17 protein-coding genes are annotated in these 19,118 nt (G+C 66.0%); 2 read left to right on the top strand and 15 right to left on the bottom strand.

The genetic code is table 11. The features are described from left to right. Nucleotides 1-13: 13 nt before the first annotated feature. The 4 genes from ispG to ndk are packed head-to-tail and all read right to left on the bottom strand — an operon-like array spanning nucleotide 14 to nucleotide 3,432. Nucleotides 14-1,300 carry a flavodoxin-dependent (E)-4-hydroxy-3-methylbut-2-enyl-diphosphate synthase gene (gene ispG, locus NGK62_RS00340; RefSeq protein WP_059378952.1) on the bottom strand — a complete coding sequence of 429 codons (1,287 nt, stop codon included), beginning with the start codon at nucleotides 1,298-1,300 and terminating at the stop codon, nucleotides 14-16. A gap of 16 nt (nucleotides 1,301-1,316) precedes the next feature. Further along, entirely contained in the window at nucleotides 1,317-1,811 is a 495-nt protein-coding gene (locus NGK62_RS00345) for a helix-turn-helix domain-containing protein (RefSeq protein ID WP_059378951.1), read from the bottom strand. After that, nucleotides 1,808-2,962 carry a dual-specificity RNA methyltransferase RlmN gene (gene rlmN / locus NGK62_RS00350; protein ID WP_088139580.1) on the bottom strand — a complete coding sequence of 385 codons (1,155 nt, stop codon included), beginning with the start codon at nucleotides 2,960-2,962 and terminating at the stop codon, nucleotides 1,808-1,810. The genes NGK62_RS00345 and rlmN overlap by 4 nt, the downstream gene beginning before the upstream one ends. 44 nt (nucleotides 2,963-3,006) lie before the next feature. After that, the gene (gene ndk, locus NGK62_RS00355; RefSeq protein ID WP_006393972.1) at nucleotides 3,007-3,432 is read right to left on the bottom strand and encodes a nucleoside-diphosphate kinase; all 426 of its coding nucleotides are present in this window, start codon (nucleotides 3,430-3,432) and stop codon (nucleotides 3,007-3,009) included. A 341-nt stretch (nucleotides 3,433-3,773) separates the two neighbouring features. On the opposite strand from ndk, the gene NGK62_RS00360 reads away from it, so the two are divergent. Further along, on the top strand, nucleotides 3,774-6,668 hold the full coding sequence (locus NGK62_RS00360; protein ID WP_251877043.1) for a valine--tRNA ligase: 2,895 nt from the start codon (nucleotides 3,774-3,776) through the stop codon (nucleotides 6,666-6,668). Between the two features lie 111 nt (nucleotides 6,669-6,779). On the opposite strand, the gene trmD is transcribed toward NGK62_RS00360, so the two are convergent. The 3 genes from trmD to rpsP form a co-directional block, all read right to left on the bottom strand. Beyond that, entirely contained in the window at nucleotides 6,780-7,604 is an 825-nt protein-coding gene (trmD, locus tag NGK62_RS00365; protein ID WP_251877045.1) for a tRNA (guanosine(37)-N1)-methyltransferase TrmD, read from the bottom strand. Continuing rightward, nucleotides 7,604-8,221: a ribosome maturation factor RimM gene (rimM, locus tag NGK62_RS00370; RefSeq protein ID WP_118933168.1), complete on the bottom strand. Its 618-nt coding sequence runs from the start codon at nucleotides 8,219-8,221 to the stop codon at nucleotides 7,604-7,606. Before rimM ends, trmD begins: the two co-directional genes overlap by 1 nt. Nucleotides 8,222-8,310: 89 nt before the next feature. Then, nucleotides 8,311-8,571 (bottom strand): 30S ribosomal protein S16, encoded by a 261-nt coding sequence (gene rpsP / locus NGK62_RS00375; protein ID WP_054458672.1) that lies wholly within the window; start codon nucleotides 8,569-8,571, stop codon nucleotides 8,311-8,313. 421 nt (nucleotides 8,572-8,992) lie between these two features. Here rpsP and NGK62_RS00380 point away from each other — a divergent pair, with 421 nt between their 5' ends. Further along, entirely contained in the window at nucleotides 8,993-9,574 is a 582-nt protein-coding gene (locus NGK62_RS00380) for a hypothetical protein (protein ID WP_059378945.1), read from the top strand. Between the two features lie 76 nt (nucleotides 9,575-9,650). Here NGK62_RS00380 and NGK62_RS00385 read toward each other — a convergent pair whose 3' ends face one another. The 8 genes from NGK62_RS00385 to NGK62_RS00420 all read right to left on the bottom strand — a co-directional run bounded on the left by NGK62_RS00385 (nucleotide 9,651) and on the right by NGK62_RS00420 (nucleotide 19,116). Continuing rightward, a complete protein-coding gene (locus NGK62_RS00385; protein WP_059378944.1) occupies nucleotides 9,651-9,920 on the bottom strand; it encodes a sulfurtransferase TusA family protein in 270 nt (89 codons plus the stop codon). Further along, nucleotides 9,920-12,544: an alanine--tRNA ligase gene (gene alaS / locus NGK62_RS00390; RefSeq protein ID WP_251877047.1), complete on the bottom strand. Its 2,625-nt coding sequence runs from the start codon at nucleotides 12,542-12,544 to the stop codon at nucleotides 9,920-9,922. The genes NGK62_RS00385 and alaS overlap by 1 nt, the downstream gene beginning before the upstream one ends. Nucleotides 12,545-12,625: 81 nt before the next feature. Next, nucleotides 12,626-13,672, bottom strand: coding sequence for a prepilin (locus NGK62_RS00395; protein ID WP_251877050.1), 1,047 nt, complete (start codon nucleotides 13,670-13,672; stop codon nucleotides 12,626-12,628). Between the two features lie 20 nt (nucleotides 13,673-13,692). Then, entirely contained in the window at nucleotides 13,693-14,313 is a 621-nt protein-coding gene (locus tag NGK62_RS00400) for a type 4 pilus major pilin (protein ID WP_059378940.1), read from the bottom strand. A gap of 62 nt (nucleotides 14,314-14,375) precedes the next feature. Beyond that, nucleotides 14,376-15,512 carry a general secretion pathway protein gene (locus tag NGK62_RS00405; RefSeq protein ID WP_251877052.1) on the bottom strand — a complete coding sequence of 379 codons (1,137 nt, stop codon included), beginning with the start codon at nucleotides 15,510-15,512 and terminating at the stop codon, nucleotides 14,376-14,378. Next, nucleotides 15,505-17,256 carry an ATPase, T2SS/T4P/T4SS family gene (locus NGK62_RS00410; RefSeq protein WP_502802947.1) on the bottom strand — a complete coding sequence of 584 codons (1,752 nt, stop codon included), beginning with the start codon at nucleotides 17,254-17,256 and terminating at the stop codon, nucleotides 15,505-15,507. Before NGK62_RS00410 ends, NGK62_RS00405 begins: the two co-directional genes overlap by 8 nt. Next, entirely contained in the window at nucleotides 17,253-17,750 is a 498-nt protein-coding gene (locus NGK62_RS00415) for a hypothetical protein (RefSeq protein ID WP_059378935.1), read from the bottom strand. Before NGK62_RS00415 ends, NGK62_RS00410 begins: the two co-directional genes overlap by 4 nt. After that, nucleotides 17,737-19,116: a hypothetical protein gene (locus NGK62_RS00420; RefSeq protein ID WP_251877054.1), complete on the bottom strand. Its 1,380-nt coding sequence runs from the start codon at nucleotides 19,114-19,116 to the stop codon at nucleotides 17,737-17,739. Before NGK62_RS00420 ends, NGK62_RS00415 begins: the two co-directional genes overlap by 14 nt. Nucleotides 19,117-19,118: the final 2 nt, after the last annotated feature.

Consider the following 19,118-nt stretch of genomic DNA (forward strand, 5'->3'; position numbering starts at 1 on the left):
CCACACCCTTACTTTAATGAGAGGCGGGCGCGCCATAGCGGCGCGCGACGTAGTCTTCGACAATGGCCTGGAACTCTTCGGCAATATGGTCGCCCTTGAGCGTGACCGTGCGTTCGCCGTCGACGAATACCGGCGCCGCCGGCACTTCGCCGGTGCCGGGCAGGCTGATGCCGATATCGGCATGGCGGCTTTCGCCCGGCCCGTTGACCACACAGCCCATGACCGCGACGTTCATGCTTTCGACGCCGGGGTACTGAGCGCGCCAGACAGGCATCTGCCGGCGCAGGAAGGTCTGGATGCTGTCGGCCAGTTCCTGGAAGAACGTGCTGCTGGTGCGGCCGCACCCGGGGCAGGCAACGACCATGGGCGTGAACGCGCGCAAGCCCATGGTCTGCAGGATTTCCTGCGCCACGACGGCCTCGCGGCTGCGGTCGCCGCCGGGTTCGGGCGTGAGCGAAATGCGAATGGTGTCGCCGATGCCCTGCTGCAGCAGCACGGCCAGCGCGGCGGTGGACGCCACAATGCCCTTGCTGCCCATGCCGGCCTCGGTCAGGCCCAGATGCAGCGGATAGTCGCAACGCGCGGACAGGTCGCGATAGACCGCGATCAGGTCCTGCACGTGGCTGACCTTGCAGGACAGGATGATCGCGTCGCGCCGCAGGCCGAGCTCTTCGGCGCGCTGCGCGTTGCTGATGGCGGACACCACCAGGGCGTCGCGCATCACGGCCTGCGCTTCCCAGGGTTGGGCGCGCTGGTTGTTCTCGTCCATCTTGCGCGCCATCAGCTCGTGATCCAGGCTGCCCCAGTTCACGCCGATGCGCACCGGCTTGTCGTAGCGGCAGGCAACCTCGATCATCTGCGCGAAGTTGTCGTCGCGCCGCTTGCCCCCGCCCATATTGCCAGGGTTGATGCGGTACTTGGACAGCGCTTGCGCGCAGTCCGGGAACTGCGTCAGCAGCTTGTGGCCGTTGTAGTGGAAGTCGCCCACCAGCGGCACGTTCACGCCCATGCGGTCGAGCTGTTCGCGGATGGCGATGACTTCGCGCGCGGCTTCGGGCGTATTCACGGTGATCCGGACGAGCTCGGAGCCGGCCTGGGCCAGCTCCTTGACCTGGATCGCGGTGGCGATCGCGTCCGCCGTGTCGGTGTTGGTCATGGACTGAACCACGACCGGGGCATCGCCGCCTATTTTCACGACACGATCGCCCCACTTCACCGCCACCGAACGCGTGGCGCGGCGCTCAGCCGCTCCCACGGAGGGAGGCGGGGCATCCTGGCAAGGCAGAGAAGATTCTTGCATCGGTGGAACCGGGTTGTTACTTGGCCGACTTCGGCAGCCAGTCGGACGGCAGCCAGTGCTGCGGCAGCCAGCCTTGCCAGAAGGCATACGCCACGCCGGCGGCCAGCACCAGCACGATGGCGATGAGCCAGCCCCACGAGGTCGAGGACGAACGGTCGTCGTCGGCGCTGGACTGGGGAATGGAATGCGCCGAATGCAGGGCGCCGGGGCTGAGCTTCACCGGACCGGTGACGCGCGCCTTGGGGTCGAGCGAATCGACGATGGCCTGCGAGTCCGCGCCCAGCAGGCGCGCATAGTTGCGAACCAGGCCGCGCAGCGAAACGCCGGTGGGCAGGTTGGCCCACTGCTCGTTTTCCAGGGCTTCGATCTGCTTCGTGGAAAACTTGATGCGGCTGGACACTTCGTCGAGCGACCAGCCCTTGGACTGGCGCAGCGCGCGCAATGCCGAGCCGATGCCACCCACAGCGCCGGCGGGCGTTTCTGAAACTGCAGAAGCGAAATCCTGCGTCATGCGTGCACCTGTTTAATTGGTATGGTCTGGCGCTGTGCGGCGTTCCGTTCGGTGATACGGGTACGGTCGCGCACTTCTCCGGCCAGTTGGCCACAGGCCGCATCGATATCGTCGCCCCGGGTCTTGCGGACGGTGGTGATGATGCCGGCGTCCATCAGACGCTGGGCAAACACCTTCACCCGCGCCGAGTTCGAACGCTTCAGGCCGGACTCGGGAAAGGGGTTGAACGGGATCAGATTGAGCTTGCAGCGCAGCTGGCGTGCAATTTGGATCAGTTCCTTGGCGTGCTGGTCGGTATCGTTGATGCCGTCCAGCATGCAGTATTCAAAAGTGATGAAGTCGCGCGGGGCAAACGCCAGATAACGTTCGCAGGCCGCCAGCAATTCCTTCAACGGGTACTTCTTGTTCAGCGGCACCAGCTCGTCGCGCAATGCGTCGTTCGGCGCATGCAAGGACACGGCCAGGGCCACGGGACAGTCCTGCGACAGGCGGTCCATCATGGGAACCACGCCGGAGGTGGACACCGTGACGCGGCGGCGCGACAGGCCGTAGGCGTTGTCGTCCAGCATCAGGCGCAAGGCGGGCAGGACCTGGTCGTAGTTGAGCAGGGGTTCGCCCATGCCCATCATGACCACGTTGCTGATGACGCGAGTGTCTTCGGTGGCGCGGGCGCTTTCCAGGCGGGCGGTGCCGATGTCGGCCTCCAGCACGCGCTTGGCCCACCACAGCTGGCCGATGATCTCGCTGGTCTTCAGGTTGCGGTTGAAACCTTGGTGCCCGGTCGAGCAGAAGCGGCAGTTCACCACGCATCCGGCCTGGCTGGAAATGCATAGCGTGCCGCGGTCGTCTTCGGGAATGAAGACGGTCTCGATGGCATTGCCCTGCCCCACGTCGAACAGCCACTTGCGGGTGCCGTCGGTCGAGCGCTGCTCGATGTTGACGGGCAAAGCCTCGATGCGGCAATGCTGCGCAAGCTGGCCGCGGAAATCGCGGGCCAGGTCGGTCATGGCGTCGAACGAATCGGCGCCGCGCTGGTGCATCCAGCGCTGCAACTGGCGAGCCCGAAACGGCTTGCCGCCCCACTTTCCGACGAGTTCGGACAGGGCGGAGCCGTCAAGCCCCAGCAGATTGATTCGTTCGACGGATTCCATGACCTGGGTAAAACTCAAAAGCTAGAACAGATGTTCCGCAAAAATCAACGGCTGTGGATGTTGATTTCGGGGAAGAAGAAAGCGACTTCGACAGCGGCCGTTTCCGGAGCGTCGGAGCCGTGCACGGCGTTGGCGTCGATGCTGTCGGCGAAGTCGGCGCGGATGGTGCCAGGAGCCGCCTTCTTGGGGTCCGTGGCGCCCATCAGGTCGCGGTTCTTCAGGATGGCGTCTTCACCTTCCAGCACTTGCACGAACACCGGGCCGGAGATCATGAAGTCGACCAGGTCCTTGAAGAAGGGGCGTTCCTTGTGCACGGCGTAGAAACGCTCGGCGTCGGCGCGCGACAGCTGGGCCAGGCGGGCGGCGATGACCTTCAGGCCGGCTTGTTCGAAACGGCCGACGATCTGGCCGATGACGTTCTTGGCGACGGCGTCGGGCTTGATGATCGAGAGGGTGCGTTGAATGGACATAAGAACTCCGAAAACTGATTTCTGACTTGGTTTCTGATGAATTGCCTGGCGTGGATCTGCGCTTGTCGGTGTCACCCTTGAAGCGTCATCGCGCTGTTGGCGCACGGGCGGTCCGAAACGAATGCATGTTTCGGGCCGGCCCGAACCACTGGTCCAAGGCAGGGATTCGACACTGCCTACCTGTTGGACTCACCCGGAATCCTCAATGAATTCAGGGACTTCTAAAAGGTTTACAGTAACCCGGTATTCTAACACGCTGAGAAGACCGCATTACATCTTAAAATGTGCGGTTTGCCGTCCGCGTCCCTAGCCCGGGCGCCCCTGTTTGCCGGAACCCTGCAATGACTCAAGCTGCTCCCCCGAACGCCGCGAACGCCGCGAGCGACTCCCAGGAACTCTCCAAGAGCTTCGAACCCTCCGCGCTGGAATCCCGCTGGTACGCCGAGTGGGACAAGCGCGGGTACTTCCAGGCGGGTCAGCATGTAAAAACGGGGACTGAAAGCCAGCCCTACGTCATCCAGTTCCCGCCGCCCAACGTGACGGGCACCCTGCACATGGGCCACGCCTTCAACCAGACCATCATGGACGGCCTGGTGCGCTACCACCGGATGCTGGGCGATGACACCGTATTCATCCCCGGCACCGACCACGCCGGCATCGCCACGCAGATCGTGGTTGAAAGACAGCTGGACGCCGATAAGGTTTCCCGCCACGACCTCGGCCGCGAGAAATTCGTGGAAAAAGTGTGGGAATGGAAGGAAAAGTCGGGCAACGCCATTACCGGGCAGGTGCGCCGCCTGGGCGCCTCGGCCGACTGGCCGCGCGAGTACTTCACCATGGACGACCGCATGTCGCGCGGCGTGGTGGAAACCTTCGTGCGCCTGCATAAACAGGGACTGATCTACCGTGGCAAGCGCCTGGTCAACTGGGATCCGAAGCTGCTGACCGCCGTGTCCGACCTGGAAGTCGTTTCCGAGGAAACCGACGGCCACATGTGGCACATCCTCTACCCCTTCGTCGATGGCCCCCAGACCATCACCGATAAAGACGGCCAGAGCGTCACGCTGCGCGGCCTGACCATTGCCACCACGCGCCCCGAGACCATGCTGGCCGACGGCGCGCTCTGCGTGCATCCCGACGATCCGCGCTACAAGCACCTGGTCGGCAAGCTGGTCGAACTACCCCTGTGCGACCGCAACATTCCCATCATCGCCGACGATTTCGTCGATCCTGAATTCGGCACGGGCTGCGTCAAGATCACCGGCGCCCACGATTTCAACGATTACGCCTGCGCGCTGCGCCACGATCTGCCCATGATCGTGATCTTCACGCTGGACGCCCACATCAACGAGAACGGTCCCGCGCAGTTCCAGGGCATGGAACGCTACGAGGCCCGCAAGGCCGTGGTCGCGCAACTGGAAGCCGAAGGCTATCTGGTCAAGGTCGAGGCGCACAAGATGATGCAGCCCAAGGGCGACCGCACCGGCGTCGTGCTGGAGCCGATGCTGACCGACCAATGGTTCGTGGCGATGAGCAAGCCCGCCCCCGAAGGCACGCTGAATCCGGGCAAGAGCATCACCGAAGTCGCGCTGGAAGTCGTGGCCGACGGCCGCATCCAGTTCTATCCGGACAACTGGACCACCATCTACAACCAGTGGCTGAACAACATCCAGGACTGGTGCATTTCGCGCCAGCTCTGGTGGGGCCACCAGATCCCGGCCTGGTACTCGGAAGACGGCCAGATCTTCGTCGCGCACGACGAAGCCGAAGCCATGGCGCAGGCCCGCGCGGCCGGCGTGACCGGCGAGCTCAAGCGCGACCCCGACGTGCTGGACACCTGGTTCTCGTCCGGCCTGGTCCCCTTCACCACGCTGGGCTGGCCGGAAAACACCCCGGACCTGCAACGCTACCTGCCGTCAAGCGTGCTGGTCACGGGCTTTGACATCATCTTCTTCTGGGTGGCGCGCATGGTCATGCTGACCACCCACCTGACCGGCCACATCCCGTTCAAGCACGTCTACGTGCACGGCCTGATCCGCGACGCGGACGGCCAGAAGATGAGCAAATCCAAGGGCAACACGCTGGATCCGGTCGACCTGATCGACGGCATCGACCTGGACGGCCTGGTGGTCAAGCGCACCTACGGCCTGATGAATCCGAAGCAGGCCGGCGCCATCGAGAAAGCCACGCGCCGCCAGTACCCGGACGGCATCCCGGCCTTCGGCACCGACGCGTTGCGTTTCACCATGGCGGCCTACGCCACGCTGGGCCGCAACATCAACTTTGACCTGAAGCGCTGCGAGGGCTACCGCAACTTCTGCAACAAGCTGTGGAACGCCACGCGCTTTGTGCTGATGAACACCGAAGGCCACGACCTGACCGGCCCGGAAACCGGCGAAACATCCTTTGTGGACCGCTGGATCGTCAGCCAGCTGCAGACGCTGGAAGCCGACGTGGCGCGCGGCTTTGCCGACTACCGCTTCGACAACATCGCCAACTCGCTCTACCGCTATGTGTGGGACGAGTACTGCGACTGGTACCTGGAACTGGCCAAGGTCCAGATCCAGACCGGCACGCCGGCCCAGCAACTGGGCACGCGCCGCACGCTGATCCGCGTGCTGGAAGGCGTGCTGCGCCTGGCGCACCCGATCATTCCGTTCATCACGGAAGAGCTCTGGCAAAAGGTGTCGCTGGTGGCTGGCAAGCGCAAGGAAGGCGTCGCTGACAGCGTCAGCGTCCAGCCCTATCCGCAAGCCAACCCCGACGCGGTCGACACCGCTGCCGAAGCCGACGTCGCCGAACTGAAGGCACAGGTCGAAGCCGTGCGCGCGCTGCGCGGCGAAATGAACCTGTCGCCTGCCCAGAAGGTGCCGCTGTGCGCCCAGGGCGATGCGCCCACCCTCACCCGCAACGCGCCGTACCTGGCCGCCCTGGCCAAGCTGAGCCAGGTCGAGGTGCTCGACGCCCTGCCCGACGCCGGCGCGCCGGTCCAGGTCGTTGGCGGCAGCCGCCTGATGCTGCACGTCGAAATCGACGTGGCAGCGGAACGCGTGCGCCTGGACAAGGAAATCGCGCGCCTGGAAGGCGAAATCGCCAAGGCCAACGGCAAGCTGTCGAACACCAGCTTCGTCGAGCGCGCGCCTGCCGCCGTGGTCGAGCAGGAAAAGGCGCGCATGGCGCAATTCGGCGAGACCCTGGACAAGGTGCGCGAACAGCGCGCCAAGCTGGGCAACTAAGCCCTCGCGCTGAAAACAAAAACCCCGGAACCTGGTTCCGGGGTTTTTTATTTGCCCGCCGCGGCAAGATGCGCCCGACACAGGCATAGCCGGCAGCGGCTGATAGATCTCTCAGGAAGTCTTGGGCGGCTTGGGACGGGAGGTCCGGCGCCGCCTGGCAGGCTCCGGCAGCGGAGTGCCCGCCAATTCGGCCAGGTAGCGTGCGTCGACCGGGGTCAACGCCCCTTTTGCGCGAGCAGCCTCGATCAATTCCGGGCGCCGGGCAGCAGTCAGCTCCAGCGAACGCTCACGCCGCCAGCGGGCGATGTTTGCGTGATGCCCGCTAAGCAAGGGCGCGGGCACCGGCTCGCCTTCGTAGACCTCGGGGCGCGTGTAGTGCGGACTATCCAGCAGGCCGGACAAGGCGTCGTTGAATGAATCCTGCAGCGCGGATTCGCCATCGTTGAGTACGCCGGGCAACAACCGCACGGCGGCGTCGATCACGGCGAGCGCCGCGATCTCTCCGCCGGACAGCACAAAATCGCCCAGCGAGATTTCCTGCGTGACGCAGCGCGCAATGAAACGCTGGTCCACGCCTTCGTAGCGGCCGCAAATGAGGATAAGACCTTCGCTTGCAGCCAGGGATTCGGCGCCCGCCTGATCGTAGCGCCGGCCGACCGGAGCCAGCAGCGCGACAGGGGCGCGGCCCAGGCCAAGCGCAGCGCGCGCGTCCTGGGCGGCGTTGACGGCGGCTTCCAGAGGCCCCGCCATCATCACCATTCCGGGGCCGCCGCCGTACGGGCGGTCGTCCACGGTACGGTGCACGTCATGCGTGAAATCACGGGGATTCCAGGCATGCAGGGACCACCGGCCCTGGGCATGCGCCCGGCCGGTGACACCCAGGTCCCGCACTACCCCGAACATTTCGGGAAAGAGCGTAACGACGTCTATACGCATCAAGTATCCGCCGGCCAGTCGCTGTCTATGCGGCGAGCTGACAGATCGACGGCGTGTATGTGCGCGCGCACGAACGGAACAAGCATTTCGGCGGGCCGACCCTTGGCGTTCAGGACGGGCTCGGGGCCAGCGGCCCCTGCCTTCTGGCGCAAGACCCTCAGCACGGCATGAGCGCCGTTGTCGAGAACCTCGTCGACCACGCCCAAAAGCGCAGACTCACCGTCGGCGCTGGTATACAGCGCGCAACCGATGAGATCGACCCAGTAGTATTCGTCTTCCTCGGGCGCAGGGAAAGATCCCCGCGGCGCCTGCACGGAACAACCGCGCAGGGCTTCGGCCTGGTCGCGATCCGCAATGCCCGCCAATTGAGCCACCACGGTGGCCCCTTGCGAACGGACTTGCACGACCTTGTATGCGACAGGCGCAGACGCGACAACGCCCCGCGCCAATTCAGGCACAGGGCGAGTCAACCACCATTGAGATGCTGAGAGCAGCACTTCGGCATTGGCCGAATGTGGCTGCACCTTGACCCAGCCTTTCACACCGTAGGCTGCACTGATGCGGCCCAGCTCGATCAAATCCGTCGGCGCCGCGTTGGAGGTTGCGGCATCAGGCATGTATCGTGCTCTTGGTAACTATGAAGCAGCTATGAATGGCAGCTTTTAAAGCGCGGTAAAGCTCAGGGCTTGGTCTGCGACGCGGGCAATTAAGCCGCGGCGGAAACCTTGGCCGAGTACTCTTTGACCAGACGCTCGACAGCGGGCGACAGTTGGGCGCCGTTGCTGGTCCAGTGCTGCACGCGATCCAGCGCAATGCGCAGGGCTTCCGTGCCTTCGCTGGCTACGGGGTTGTAGAAACCCACGCGCTCGATGAAACGGCCGTCGCGACGGTTACGCGAATCGGTGGCCACCAGGTTGTAAAACGGACGCTTCTTGGACCCACCGCGGGCCAGGCGAATCACCACCATAGGTAATCCCTTGAATTAGTTGTGAAAAACGGGAAATTCTAGCACTTAAACACGCCTGCTGGCAAATGGCAGTGCTGAATTGTGCGTAGCGGCGCGATTTGTATCCTAAAACACCACATCCGGGTATTCTACAAACACGGGCCGGGGCCCGCGCCGCAATCCGAAGTGTAGCCGCCCCGCCCCTCTCGTGCTTGTCTTAGTGCGTCAGAACTCAGTGCGTGTGAAGAAATAACCCGATTGAGGAGATCGGTTTTATGTCGACCTACGCAAGACCCCGCGCTTCGATCCTCCCTGCCGCCTGTCCACGGCGCCGCCACCGCACCCGCTTCAAGCCATCTCCGTGAGAGCGGCCCTTCGGCCGCCTGCCCCCACTTTTTCGGCGTTTTTTCCCCAACTTCCTCTAACCGGAGGGTGCACCACCATGAAGAACCAGAAATCAGTCTTCACCCCTGTTGCGCGCCTGGCCTTGGCGGGCTTGCTGGCGGGTACGTTGGCCATGCCGCTGGCCGCCTCGGCCCGAGTCGTAGGCGCTGCCCTGACGACCGCCTCCGGCAAGGTCACTGCAGTGGATCCGGCCACCCGGACCATCACGCTGCAAGGCGAAAACGGCAATAGCGTGGACATCCAGGCGGGTCCCAATGTCCGCAACTTCCAGCAGATCAAGCCTGGCGACACGCTGACGCTCGACTACTACGAGTCGGTGGCGGTCGACGTACGCCCGGCCGGCTCCGGCATTCCGGAAGTGAAAACCGAAACTGCGGCAACCCGCAGTGCCAAGGGAGCCATGCCTGGCGGCGCGGCCGGAAGCCAGACCACCATCACCGCCGAGATCTGGCACATCAACAAGAGCGCCAATCTGGTGACACTGAAGGGGCCGCAAGGCGGCATGCGCACCATCCAGGTCCAGGATCCCGCCCTGCAGGCGCGCCTGCAGCAATTGAAGGAAGGCGATCTGGTTGACTTCACGATCACCCGGGCAGTGGCCGCCGCCATCCGCAAGTAACCTCGGGCTCGCCCCAAGTAAGAGGGCCCGCCTTGCGGCGGGCCCTCTTACTTGGCGAATACAGCCGGCAAGCGGATCAGCGCCGCCGCAGGAAATGCACCCCGCGGCCGTCGATCTCCTGCTGCGCGACCAGCGCATTGCCAGTCTGACGGGCGAAAGCCTGGAAGTCGCGGACCGCGTTGCGATCCGTGGTGATGACGCGCAGCACTTCGCCGCTGGCCATCTGCGCCAAGGCCTTCTTGGCACGCAGGATGGGCAGCGGGCAGGTCAAGCCGCTGGCATCGACTTCCTGCTCGAAGGACGGCGCCTGCGCGCCGCCATCAAGACTGGTATCCGCCCCGCTCATCACAGACGCTCATCCACCCATTTCTGCACGCTGGCGATCGCCGCGGGCAAGGCAGCCAGGTCGGTGCCGCCGCCCATGGCCATGTCGGGACGGCCGCCTCCCTTGCCGCCCACCTGGGCCGCAACGAAGCCAACCAGATCGCCCGCCTTGACGCGGCCGGTCAGGTCGGCGGTGACGCCGCCCACCACGCTGATCTTGCCGTCGGCCGAACCGGTGGCCAGCAGCACGACTGCGGGCTTCAGGCGGTCCTTGAGATTGTCGACCATACCGCGCAAGGCCTTGGGATCCACATCGCCGATGCTGGCGGCCAGGACCTTGATGCCCTTGACCTCGACCGCGGCGCTGGTTGCCAGGTCGTTGCCGGCGCTGGCTGCAAGCTTGTTGCGCGACTGTTCCAGATCCTTTTCGAGGCTCTTGACCTGCTCCTGCACCTGCGCGATGCGCGCCGGCAGATCCGCCGGCGTGCTGCGCAGCATGCCGGCAACCTGGGTCAGCAAGGCATTCTGGTTTTGCACCCAGGCCAGCGCGTTGTCGCCAGTGATGGCTTCGACGCGGCGCACGCCTGCGGCCACGCCGCCTTCGGACACGATCTTGAACAGGCCGATGTCGCCCGTGCGGCTGACGTGCGTGCCGCCGCAGAGTTCGCGCGAGAAGCCGATATCGAGCACGCGGACGGTGTCGCCGTATTTTTCGCCGAACAGCGCCATGGCGCCGCCCTTGACGGCATCGTCATAGCCCATGACCTGCGCCACGGTGGGCTGGTTGGCCAGGATCTCGGCGTTGACGATGGCTTCGACGCGCGCGATCTGCTCGGCCGTCAACGGGGCGTCCTGGGCGAAGTCGAAGCGGGTCTTGTCGGGATCCACCAGCGAGCCGCGCTGCTGCACGTGCGCGCCCAGCACCTGGCGCAGCGCCTTGTGCATCAAGTGGGTGGCCGAGTGGTTGCGCACGGTGCGGGCGCGGCGGACCGCGTCCACGCGCGCAAGCAGCGTATCGCCCACCGACAGCGTGCCGGACTCCAACTCGCCGTGGTGGCCGAAGACGCCAGCCTGGATCTTCAGGGTGTCGGCCACGGCGAAACGCACGCCGTCGGCTTCCAGCAGGCCGGTATCGCCAACCTGGCCGCCCGACTCCGCGTAGAACGGCGTGGCGTCCAGCACGACGACCGCGCTCTGGCCCGCCTTGACCTGCTGCACCTGCGTGCCGTCGACGTACAGGGCCGTGACCTTGACGCCATCCAGTTCCAGCTTTTCGTAGCCTTCGAAACGCGTGTCCGCGCCTTCGTAGCTCAGGCCTTCGGCCATCTTGAACTTGCCGGCGGCGCGCGCCTGGTCGCGCTGGCGCTCCATGGCGGTTTCGAAGCCGGCCATGTCCACGTCCACTTCGCGTTCGCGGCAGATGTCGGCCGTCAGGTCCACCGGGAACCCGTAGGTGTCGTACAGCGTGAACAGGGTCGTGCCGTCCAGTTGGCCGCCCTTGGGCACGTTGGCCAGGGCGGAATCCAGAATGCGCATGCCGTGTTCCAGCGTTTCGCCGAAGCGTTCTTCTTCCTGCTTGAGCACCTGGGCGACGCGGTCGGCCGTGGCGGCCAGTTCCGGATAGGCCTCGCCCATTTCGGCGACCAGGTCCGGCACCAGGCGATGGAAGAACGGCTTGGTCTGGCCCAGCTTGTAGCCGTGGCGCAGCGCGCGGCGGACGATGCGGCGCAGCACGTAGCCGCGGCCTTCGTTGCTGGGGATCACGCCGTCGACGATCAGGAACGAGCAGGCGCGGATGTGGTCGGCGATGACCTTGAGCGAGTTGTCTTCCAGGTTCTTGATGCCGGTCTCGCGCGCGGCGGCGGCGATCAGGTGCTGGAACAGGTCGATTTCGTAGTTGGAATGCACGCCTTGCAGCACGGCGGCGATGCGCTCCAGGCCCATGCCGGTATCGACACAGGGACGCGGCAGGCGCGGCATGTTGCCGGCGGCGTCGCGCTCGAACTGCATGAACACCAGGTTCCAGATCTCGATGTAGCGGTCGCCGTCTTCCTCGGGCGATCCCGGGGGGCCGCCCCAGATTTCGGGACCGTGGTCATAGAAGATTTCCGAGCACGGGCCGCAAGGACCGGTGTCCGCCATCTGCCAGAAGTTGTCCGAGGCGTAGCGCGCGCCCTTGTTGTCGCCGATGCGGATGATGCGCTCGGCCGGCACGCCGACTTCCTTGGCCCAGATGTCGTAGGCCTCGTCGTCTTCCTGGTAGACCGTGACCCAGAGCTTCTCGGCGGGCAGCTTGTAGACCTGCGTCAGCAGCTCCCAGGCGTACTGGATGGCGTCGCGCTTGAAGTAGTCGCCGAAGCTGAAATTGCCCAGCATTTCGAAGAACGTATGGTGGCGGGCGGTATAGCCCACGTTCTCCAGGTCATTGTGCTTGCCGCCGGCGCGCACGCTGCGCTGCGACGAGGTGGCACGCGTATAGGACCGCGATTCCTTGCCCGTGAAGACGTCCTTGAACTGGACCATGCCCGAATTGGTGAAGAGCAGGGTTGGGTCGTTGCCGGGGACGAGCGACGACGAGGGAATAATGGTGTGTCCCTTGGACTTGAAGAATTGCAGAAACTGCTGGCGAATCTCGGAGGATTTCATCGTGGGCGAAGCAGAATTTAGGCGAATTTTTGATTATAGAGGGTTGGCGGGCATCCCAGGAAAAGAGGCGGCGCGGCAGTCTTAGCGCACGCAGACGTAGCCGGTGGTAACGCCACCGGATTCAAACGAATCGCCCCGCTCGGAAACTACCATGGGCGTATAGCCAGCAGGGCAGGAGCAAGCGCCGGAGCGGGGATTCGGTCTCCATGTGCCGCGGGTATCGTAACAACCATACCGGCTATTAATGCTGAATGCGCCGCCAAAGCCGCCGCTGGCCGGCGCCCAGACTCGGGACTGACATGTCAGCAGTTCCCCCTGTTCCGAGGTGGCCACGGCGCCGTTCGCGACGCTGCATGGCTGCCCCGCGCTGGCGCGCGCGCCGACCTTCAGATACGAGCCGACCTGCGCCGAGGCCGCGACGCTCAATTCCCCCTGCAGCTGCGGATCGCGCGTGTCCCGTATCCGGACATAGCGCTCCAGATCCGGCGCGCCCGTTCCGGCTCCCGCCCACAGTGCGAGCGTGCCGGGCGCGTACGCCGGCGCCCCGGGCGCCAGGGGATTGGCGAAACTGAATGCCGCGCCGCGCACCAGTCCCGGCGCCGCCGGCCACACCGCCCCGCCGTAGCCGCCGGCGGCATCGATCACGGCGGCGATGCCGGTCAGGTCCGGTGTTTGCGTCCCCGTTTTCATCAAAGGCGTGGCGCTGTAGACCAGTCCGTCCACGCGGCAGCGTTCGCCCGGACATGCCTGCGACCTGGCGATCCTGATCTGCGCGGAGAAGCCCAGGGCGGAACGGTCGGGAAAATCGGCGGGCAACAGCCCCAGTCCGCGTAATTCGCCCAGAGTGGGCGCCAGCGGATCCGCGAACAGCGGGTTCCCCTGTTCGCTGCGCGGCACGCCTCCCTTGGCAAGGGTGGCGGAGTGCCGTGCCAGCATCTCCGTCACCGCCAGGCGGATCTGCGTCAACCATACGCCAGCGGCACGGGCCGCGGCGTCTTCGATCCGCTGCACCACCTGGCCGGACGCCCAGATAGCCGCCATGGTGCTCAAGGCCAACACCAGCACCAGGCCCGCCAGCGAGAATCCACGCTGCCTCGGCCACATCGCCGCAGCATGCGATCGGGCCATCAAGAAGCTCGCGCACCGGTTCATTTTGCGACGAACAAGAAGGTGTTGACATCGCCCGGACTGCATTGGGCCTGAGCCAAAGCCGCGCGGTAGGGCACACTGGGCGTTGCGAACGCATCCTTCACGACTCTGAGGCCGCCTCCCCCGCCGCCTATCGAGATGGTCTCGGACATCCGTTGCAGCACCGAGGCCAGCGACGGACATGCGGCCTGGCTGACATTGGTCAGCTTGATGGAGAATGCCGAACCCTGCCCCGCGCTGCCGAACGAGGCGGCGGCGACCTCGACCACCCCATTGCCCCCAACGCCGCTGCCGCCCAGGCCATGGGCGATGCGCGCCGCGCCCCCTGTCCCGTCGACGGCCAAAACGCTGGATTCCCGCAGCGCATTGGCCATGGCGCCGGTGTCGAGACCGGCATAGGGCGTGACCCCGCCGCCTTGCGCATTGGTCTTCATGCTGGCGATGAAACGCTGCAGTTCCTCGCCCACCTTGGGAACCTTGTTCTCGACGACATAGGCGCCAATGGCCGGAATGCCGACGATCGCTATCAGCAGGACGATGGCTGTGACGATGGACACCTCCATCAGGGAAAAGCCCCGCTGCCGGTTGGCGCGTAGCAGGACTGCGTGGACATGATGCATGCTTGCTCTCCTTGTGAAAAAAAGCATGCAGGCGGACAAGCGCCGCATGCCTGATGCAGCCCCTATTGGCTGGCGTAGAAATTGGTCAGCGCCTGGCGCAGTTCGTCGATCACGGCGTAATGCCAGAGCGTGATACCCAGCACGGCGGCCACGGACGAGAGCAGCAACGTCCAGCGCAACACCGATGCCTGCCGGCGCACCCGCGCCAGCAGGCGCGACTCGACGCGCAGCCGTACTTGCGCAAGCCCAGCCTCCATGCCCAGGCAGTCCATCATGTCGGCCATGTACCACCAGGTATCCGCGTCCAGCAGCCCAGTGCCGAAGATCTCCGGCCCCGTCTGACCACCGTCTATCCGCCCCAGCATGTCCAGCAGATGCGCATGCATCCAGGGAGCCGTATCCCGGGCCTGCACGGCCAGGGCTCGTCTGAGGCGAGTGTCGGCCGCGCCGTGCTGCCTGACCAGCACGGCCAGCAACGCAAGAAAGCGGATGGCGTGGAAATCCCGGTAGAGCCGCCACAACAGCCAGCGATCCAGCCGCGGCCGCGCGGCGCCGGTGTAACGCGGCAACGACCACAGGCACAGCAAGACCAGGCCCAACAACAGCACCAGCCACAGGGCCAACCATTGCCTCAGGCCTTGCGACAGCGCGAACAGCGCACGGGTCAGGCCACCGTACTCCTCCGCCGGCACGACCTGGAACACCTGCTGCAAGCGCGGCACGCTGAAGAAGGGAATGGCGCACAGCAAGGCGAATGCGACGGCTGCCGCCGCGAAGCCGGCCGCCGCGGCCGAGACCAGGGCCAGCCACGCATCCGACGCCAGCCGTACGGCCCGCGCCACGTCCCGCAACGCGGCGGGCAGATCTCCGCCCTCTTCCTGCACGCAGCTGAGCAGCACGCATTCGCTGGACGGCAGCGTGTCCGTCCAGGCGGCGCCCAGATCGCCGCCGGCCTCCAGATACATGCCCGCCCAATGCCTCGACAGCCGGCCCCGCACGGTGTCCTCGCCATGACGGCGCGCGTCATCCTCGAAGACATCGCGCAGGTTCTTGCGGCCCTGTGTTCCTTCGACCAGGTCGGCCAGATATTCGTAATAGTCCGCTCGCCCTGCACGAAAGCGCAGCGCGTCCAGGCGCAGCGACAGAGTGCGGCCGGAGGGCAGGCTGAGGAAAGAACGCGGCGACAGCGGTTCAGCCATGGCCGCCCCCGCCGGATCCGGGGTCCTGCGCAGGCAAGACCGCAGGAAAGTCGAAGCGGCGCAGCAGCGCGCGGGGATCGACTTCTCCGCGGCTGACCTTGTACAGGGCGCAGTCCCGCGCCAACGCGCCGCGCGCGGCCTCGTTGCGCCAGGCGGCGGGCCCGGCAGCCTCGGCCTGACGCTTGAGCCCCACGTTGTCGCGCGTGCGCACCCTTTCAAGAAAGCCGTCGACGCGCTCGGGCTCAAGCATTTCCGCCGCCACGCTGCGGCCTGCGATGCCGTTCAACTCAGGCAATTGCGCACGCCTGCAAGCACTGCAGCCTGCGGCATTCCTGACCCTGAGCGTGTCAGGCTCCAGCAGGAACTCATGCCGCATCCGCTTCAACCATGCCTGCCATTCGAGACGCTTGCCGCCCCCGGCGGATCTGGACCACAGACTGTCCACGGGCAGTGAGCAGCGGCTGCACAAACGCGGCAGCAAGGTCTGGTAGACCAACAACTTGAGGATGCCTGGCGTCGCCAGAAAATCGCGCGACACGCCGATCGAATCCGACGCCAGGCGTTCGGGTATCAGCACGGCGCCAGCGGCGTGGGTGGTGGTGTACAGGCTGACGCCCGAACCGGCGAGATCCATGAACGCGCGACCGGTGTCGACGTCCCGGATCTCGCCGATCAGCAGATCGTTCATTGCCGAGCGCTTGATGGTCTTGAGCTTGGCATCGAACGCCGGCCAGGCGGATTCGGCCAGAGCGCCTCCCAGGGTGTTCTGCAAGGCGTTCTCAATGATGTACTCGACCGGATCTTCCAGCGTGATGGCCTTGCGCGTGGGCGCGATGCCGCGCATCAGCGTCGCGATGGTGGTGGATTTGCCGGAACCGACCACGCCCGCCAGCACGATGGCCCCGCCCTCGCGCTCGCGCGCCCGCGCCAGCGTTTCGACCTGCGCGGGCAGATAGCCCAGCGCGAGCAGATCGGCATTGGCGGTTGCGTCCAGCCGCAATATGCGCAAGCACACCGACGGCCCCGCATCGGCGGCCAGCGAGGCCCAGCGCAGCACGATAGGTACGCCATCGATGTCCAGCCCGATGCGCCCCTGCTGCTCCAGCGCGGGGTCGAACACCGCGCCATTTCCCCCCCTGACATCCATCCAGGCCACCGCCAGAACCTCCAGCAGCGTCGCATTGGACAGGCCCGCAAAGCGTTCCGTGCCGACGTATTCCCCGCCGATGGTGTAGCGGATATCGCAGGCAGCGCGTCGCCGGTTCACGTTGATGTGCACGTCGCTCGCTCCCTGCGCCACGCCCCAACGCACGATGTCCAGGAACAGGGCGGCCAAGGCCGAGGCGCGCTCTTCCCGCCGTTCCCTGCCGCGCCCGGCCAGCGCTGGCGCGGCCAATTGACCGCGCGCGATCATCAGCAGCAGCGGCGCGGGCAACTGATAACGGGACACTTGCGCCAACCGGTAACCGCGTGCCTGCACCATGCGCTCGACCTCGTCGATCTGGTCGCCCACCGTGTAGTCCTTTACGGCGAACACGGCGGCCTCGCCGCTCTCGAGCAACACGGGACACAGCCTGCCGGCGAGCGCCGCAAGATCGAAATCGCGTCCGAGCGCACGCGCGAATGCGGGCTGCAAGCGGGCGATGTCTTCGGCCGTTTGCAGCTGGGGCGGCTCCCAAGCCGCCGCCATGGGAAGCACCACAGCCGGATGCGCCGCGACGGGCTGCAAGGCATGCACAGTCATGGCCGCCCCCTGCCCGCATCGACGCAGGCAGTGCGTTCCGTATCGCCGCGGCGCAGCCTCACGCAGCTGTCATCGATCGCCAGCAGCTGGTAGGCGCGGCCGTCGACGGCACCCGCGACGGGTTCGCCCCTGCCGGTCTGGTAGCGGAGCACGGCGCCATTGACCGCGACGTCGGCGCTCAAGCGTCGCGCAAGGCCGAAAATCGCCATCACCCGGATATCGTCGGATGCCCTGGCGGGCGGCGGCGCCTGCCCCACGGACTCGGGTCCAGGACGGCACAGGCCGGGGACCCGGCAGTCCGCCAATGCGGCCGCAGCATCCGCGCGCAGCAAGGCGCGCACGGTTTCCGTCTCTGGCCATGGCCGCGGTTCGTCGGCGCCTTGCGGTGACGGTTGGCCGTGAGCGGCCGGCACCAAGGCGGCCGACAAGAGCAGACGCCCGATGAATCCTGCCACGGGATTCGAGCGCGTGACGGCGCCCCTATTCCTGTTCATAAAGTTCTCCCTGTAATTCGGCCACCAGCGTGCTGGAAACCAAGGTGGGCCTGGGTTGCGCCTGGATGTCCAGCGACAGGCGGGACCATCGGGCCGCCGCGACAGCGCCGTCGAGCAGCGCGAAGGAACGCAGAGGTCCCCGCAAGGTGATGGCGCGGCTGCGGATGGCAGGCTGCAGCGGGATGGCGACGCCGGGTTGACCTGCGCCGGGTTGACCTGCGCCGGGTTGACCTGCATCGGGTAGGCCGGCGACGCGTTGACCAGCGGGTTGGGACTGCACCGGCAAAGGCAGCGGCAATGCGGCCGCAAGGATCACGGAAGTAAACGCCGCCCGCATGCGTTGCAACGCCGCGATCAACCCGGTATCGACCTGCAGCGACGTGGGCAGGACCAGGTCCGCCAGCTCCACCGGCGAGGACGCCATGCGCCATGACAGCGTGGCTTCCTCCAGCGGCTGGAATGTCACTTGCCAGCCCGCGGGCCGCAGCGCATGCAACACATCGTTGGCAGCCTGCGGATGCGCCCTGACATAGACCGCGGAGCAGTTCCACGACTGATCCCCGGCCAGACAGCGTGCGCGGCTCAATGCCCAGCCGCGCACCTGCATGGGGAGCCTGCCGAAGCCGTCCAGCAAGCGGGTGACCTCGGCGGGAGCATGAGCCACGGTGTTTTGCAGCAGGGTCAGATACGGATCCCGTTGCGGCGGGATATCCTGCGCAGCGGGCTGATCGGGCGATGCGCGGTCCGGCCGCAATCCGAGCAAACCGTCCCACATTGGCGGCGCAATGGCGGCAAGCGCCACGCAGCCCAGGAACAGGCGGAACGCGAGCGGCAGCTCGGCCCAACGCGAGGACAAGGCGAGCAGCTGCGCGGCCGGGTCCGCCGCCTGCATCAGCAAGGCCCAGGCCTCGTCGGCTTCCCGCGCCGGCAAGGCGGGGCGCCGGGCGCGCAACAGCGCCTGTTCACGCAAGGCTTCGTCGAGCGTGGCGTATACCCGGTCCGCCTGCGACAACACGGTGCCGCGCTGCGCCGCCACCAGCCAATGCCCGCCGCTGGGCAGGCTGATCAGGCTATGGCCCCCGTCCGGATACAACAACGCGTACAACTGCGCGGCAGCCTGGATGTGTCCCTGCCTGCGCCGCCCCGCCCGCGCACCGCCGCGCCACGGCGAGCGCATGCGGCCATAGCCGGCCACCATGGCCGGCGCCCCGCCCACGACATAATGGCTGGCCCGCAAGCGGCGTCCGCGCGAACGGGCCAGCGCGGGAATGTTGGAACCGATCAGGGCGAACCAGCGCAAGCCGAATGCCAGCGTACGGCCGGTGCCTGGAACGTCGAACAACAAGGTGGGAGGGACGCGTTCCATGC

It is taken from the genome of Achromobacter sp. Marseille-Q4954 (assembly GCF_943737025.1).
Lineage (GTDB): Bacteria > Pseudomonadota > Gammaproteobacteria > Burkholderiales > Burkholderiaceae_B > Achromobacter > Achromobacter bronchisepticus_A.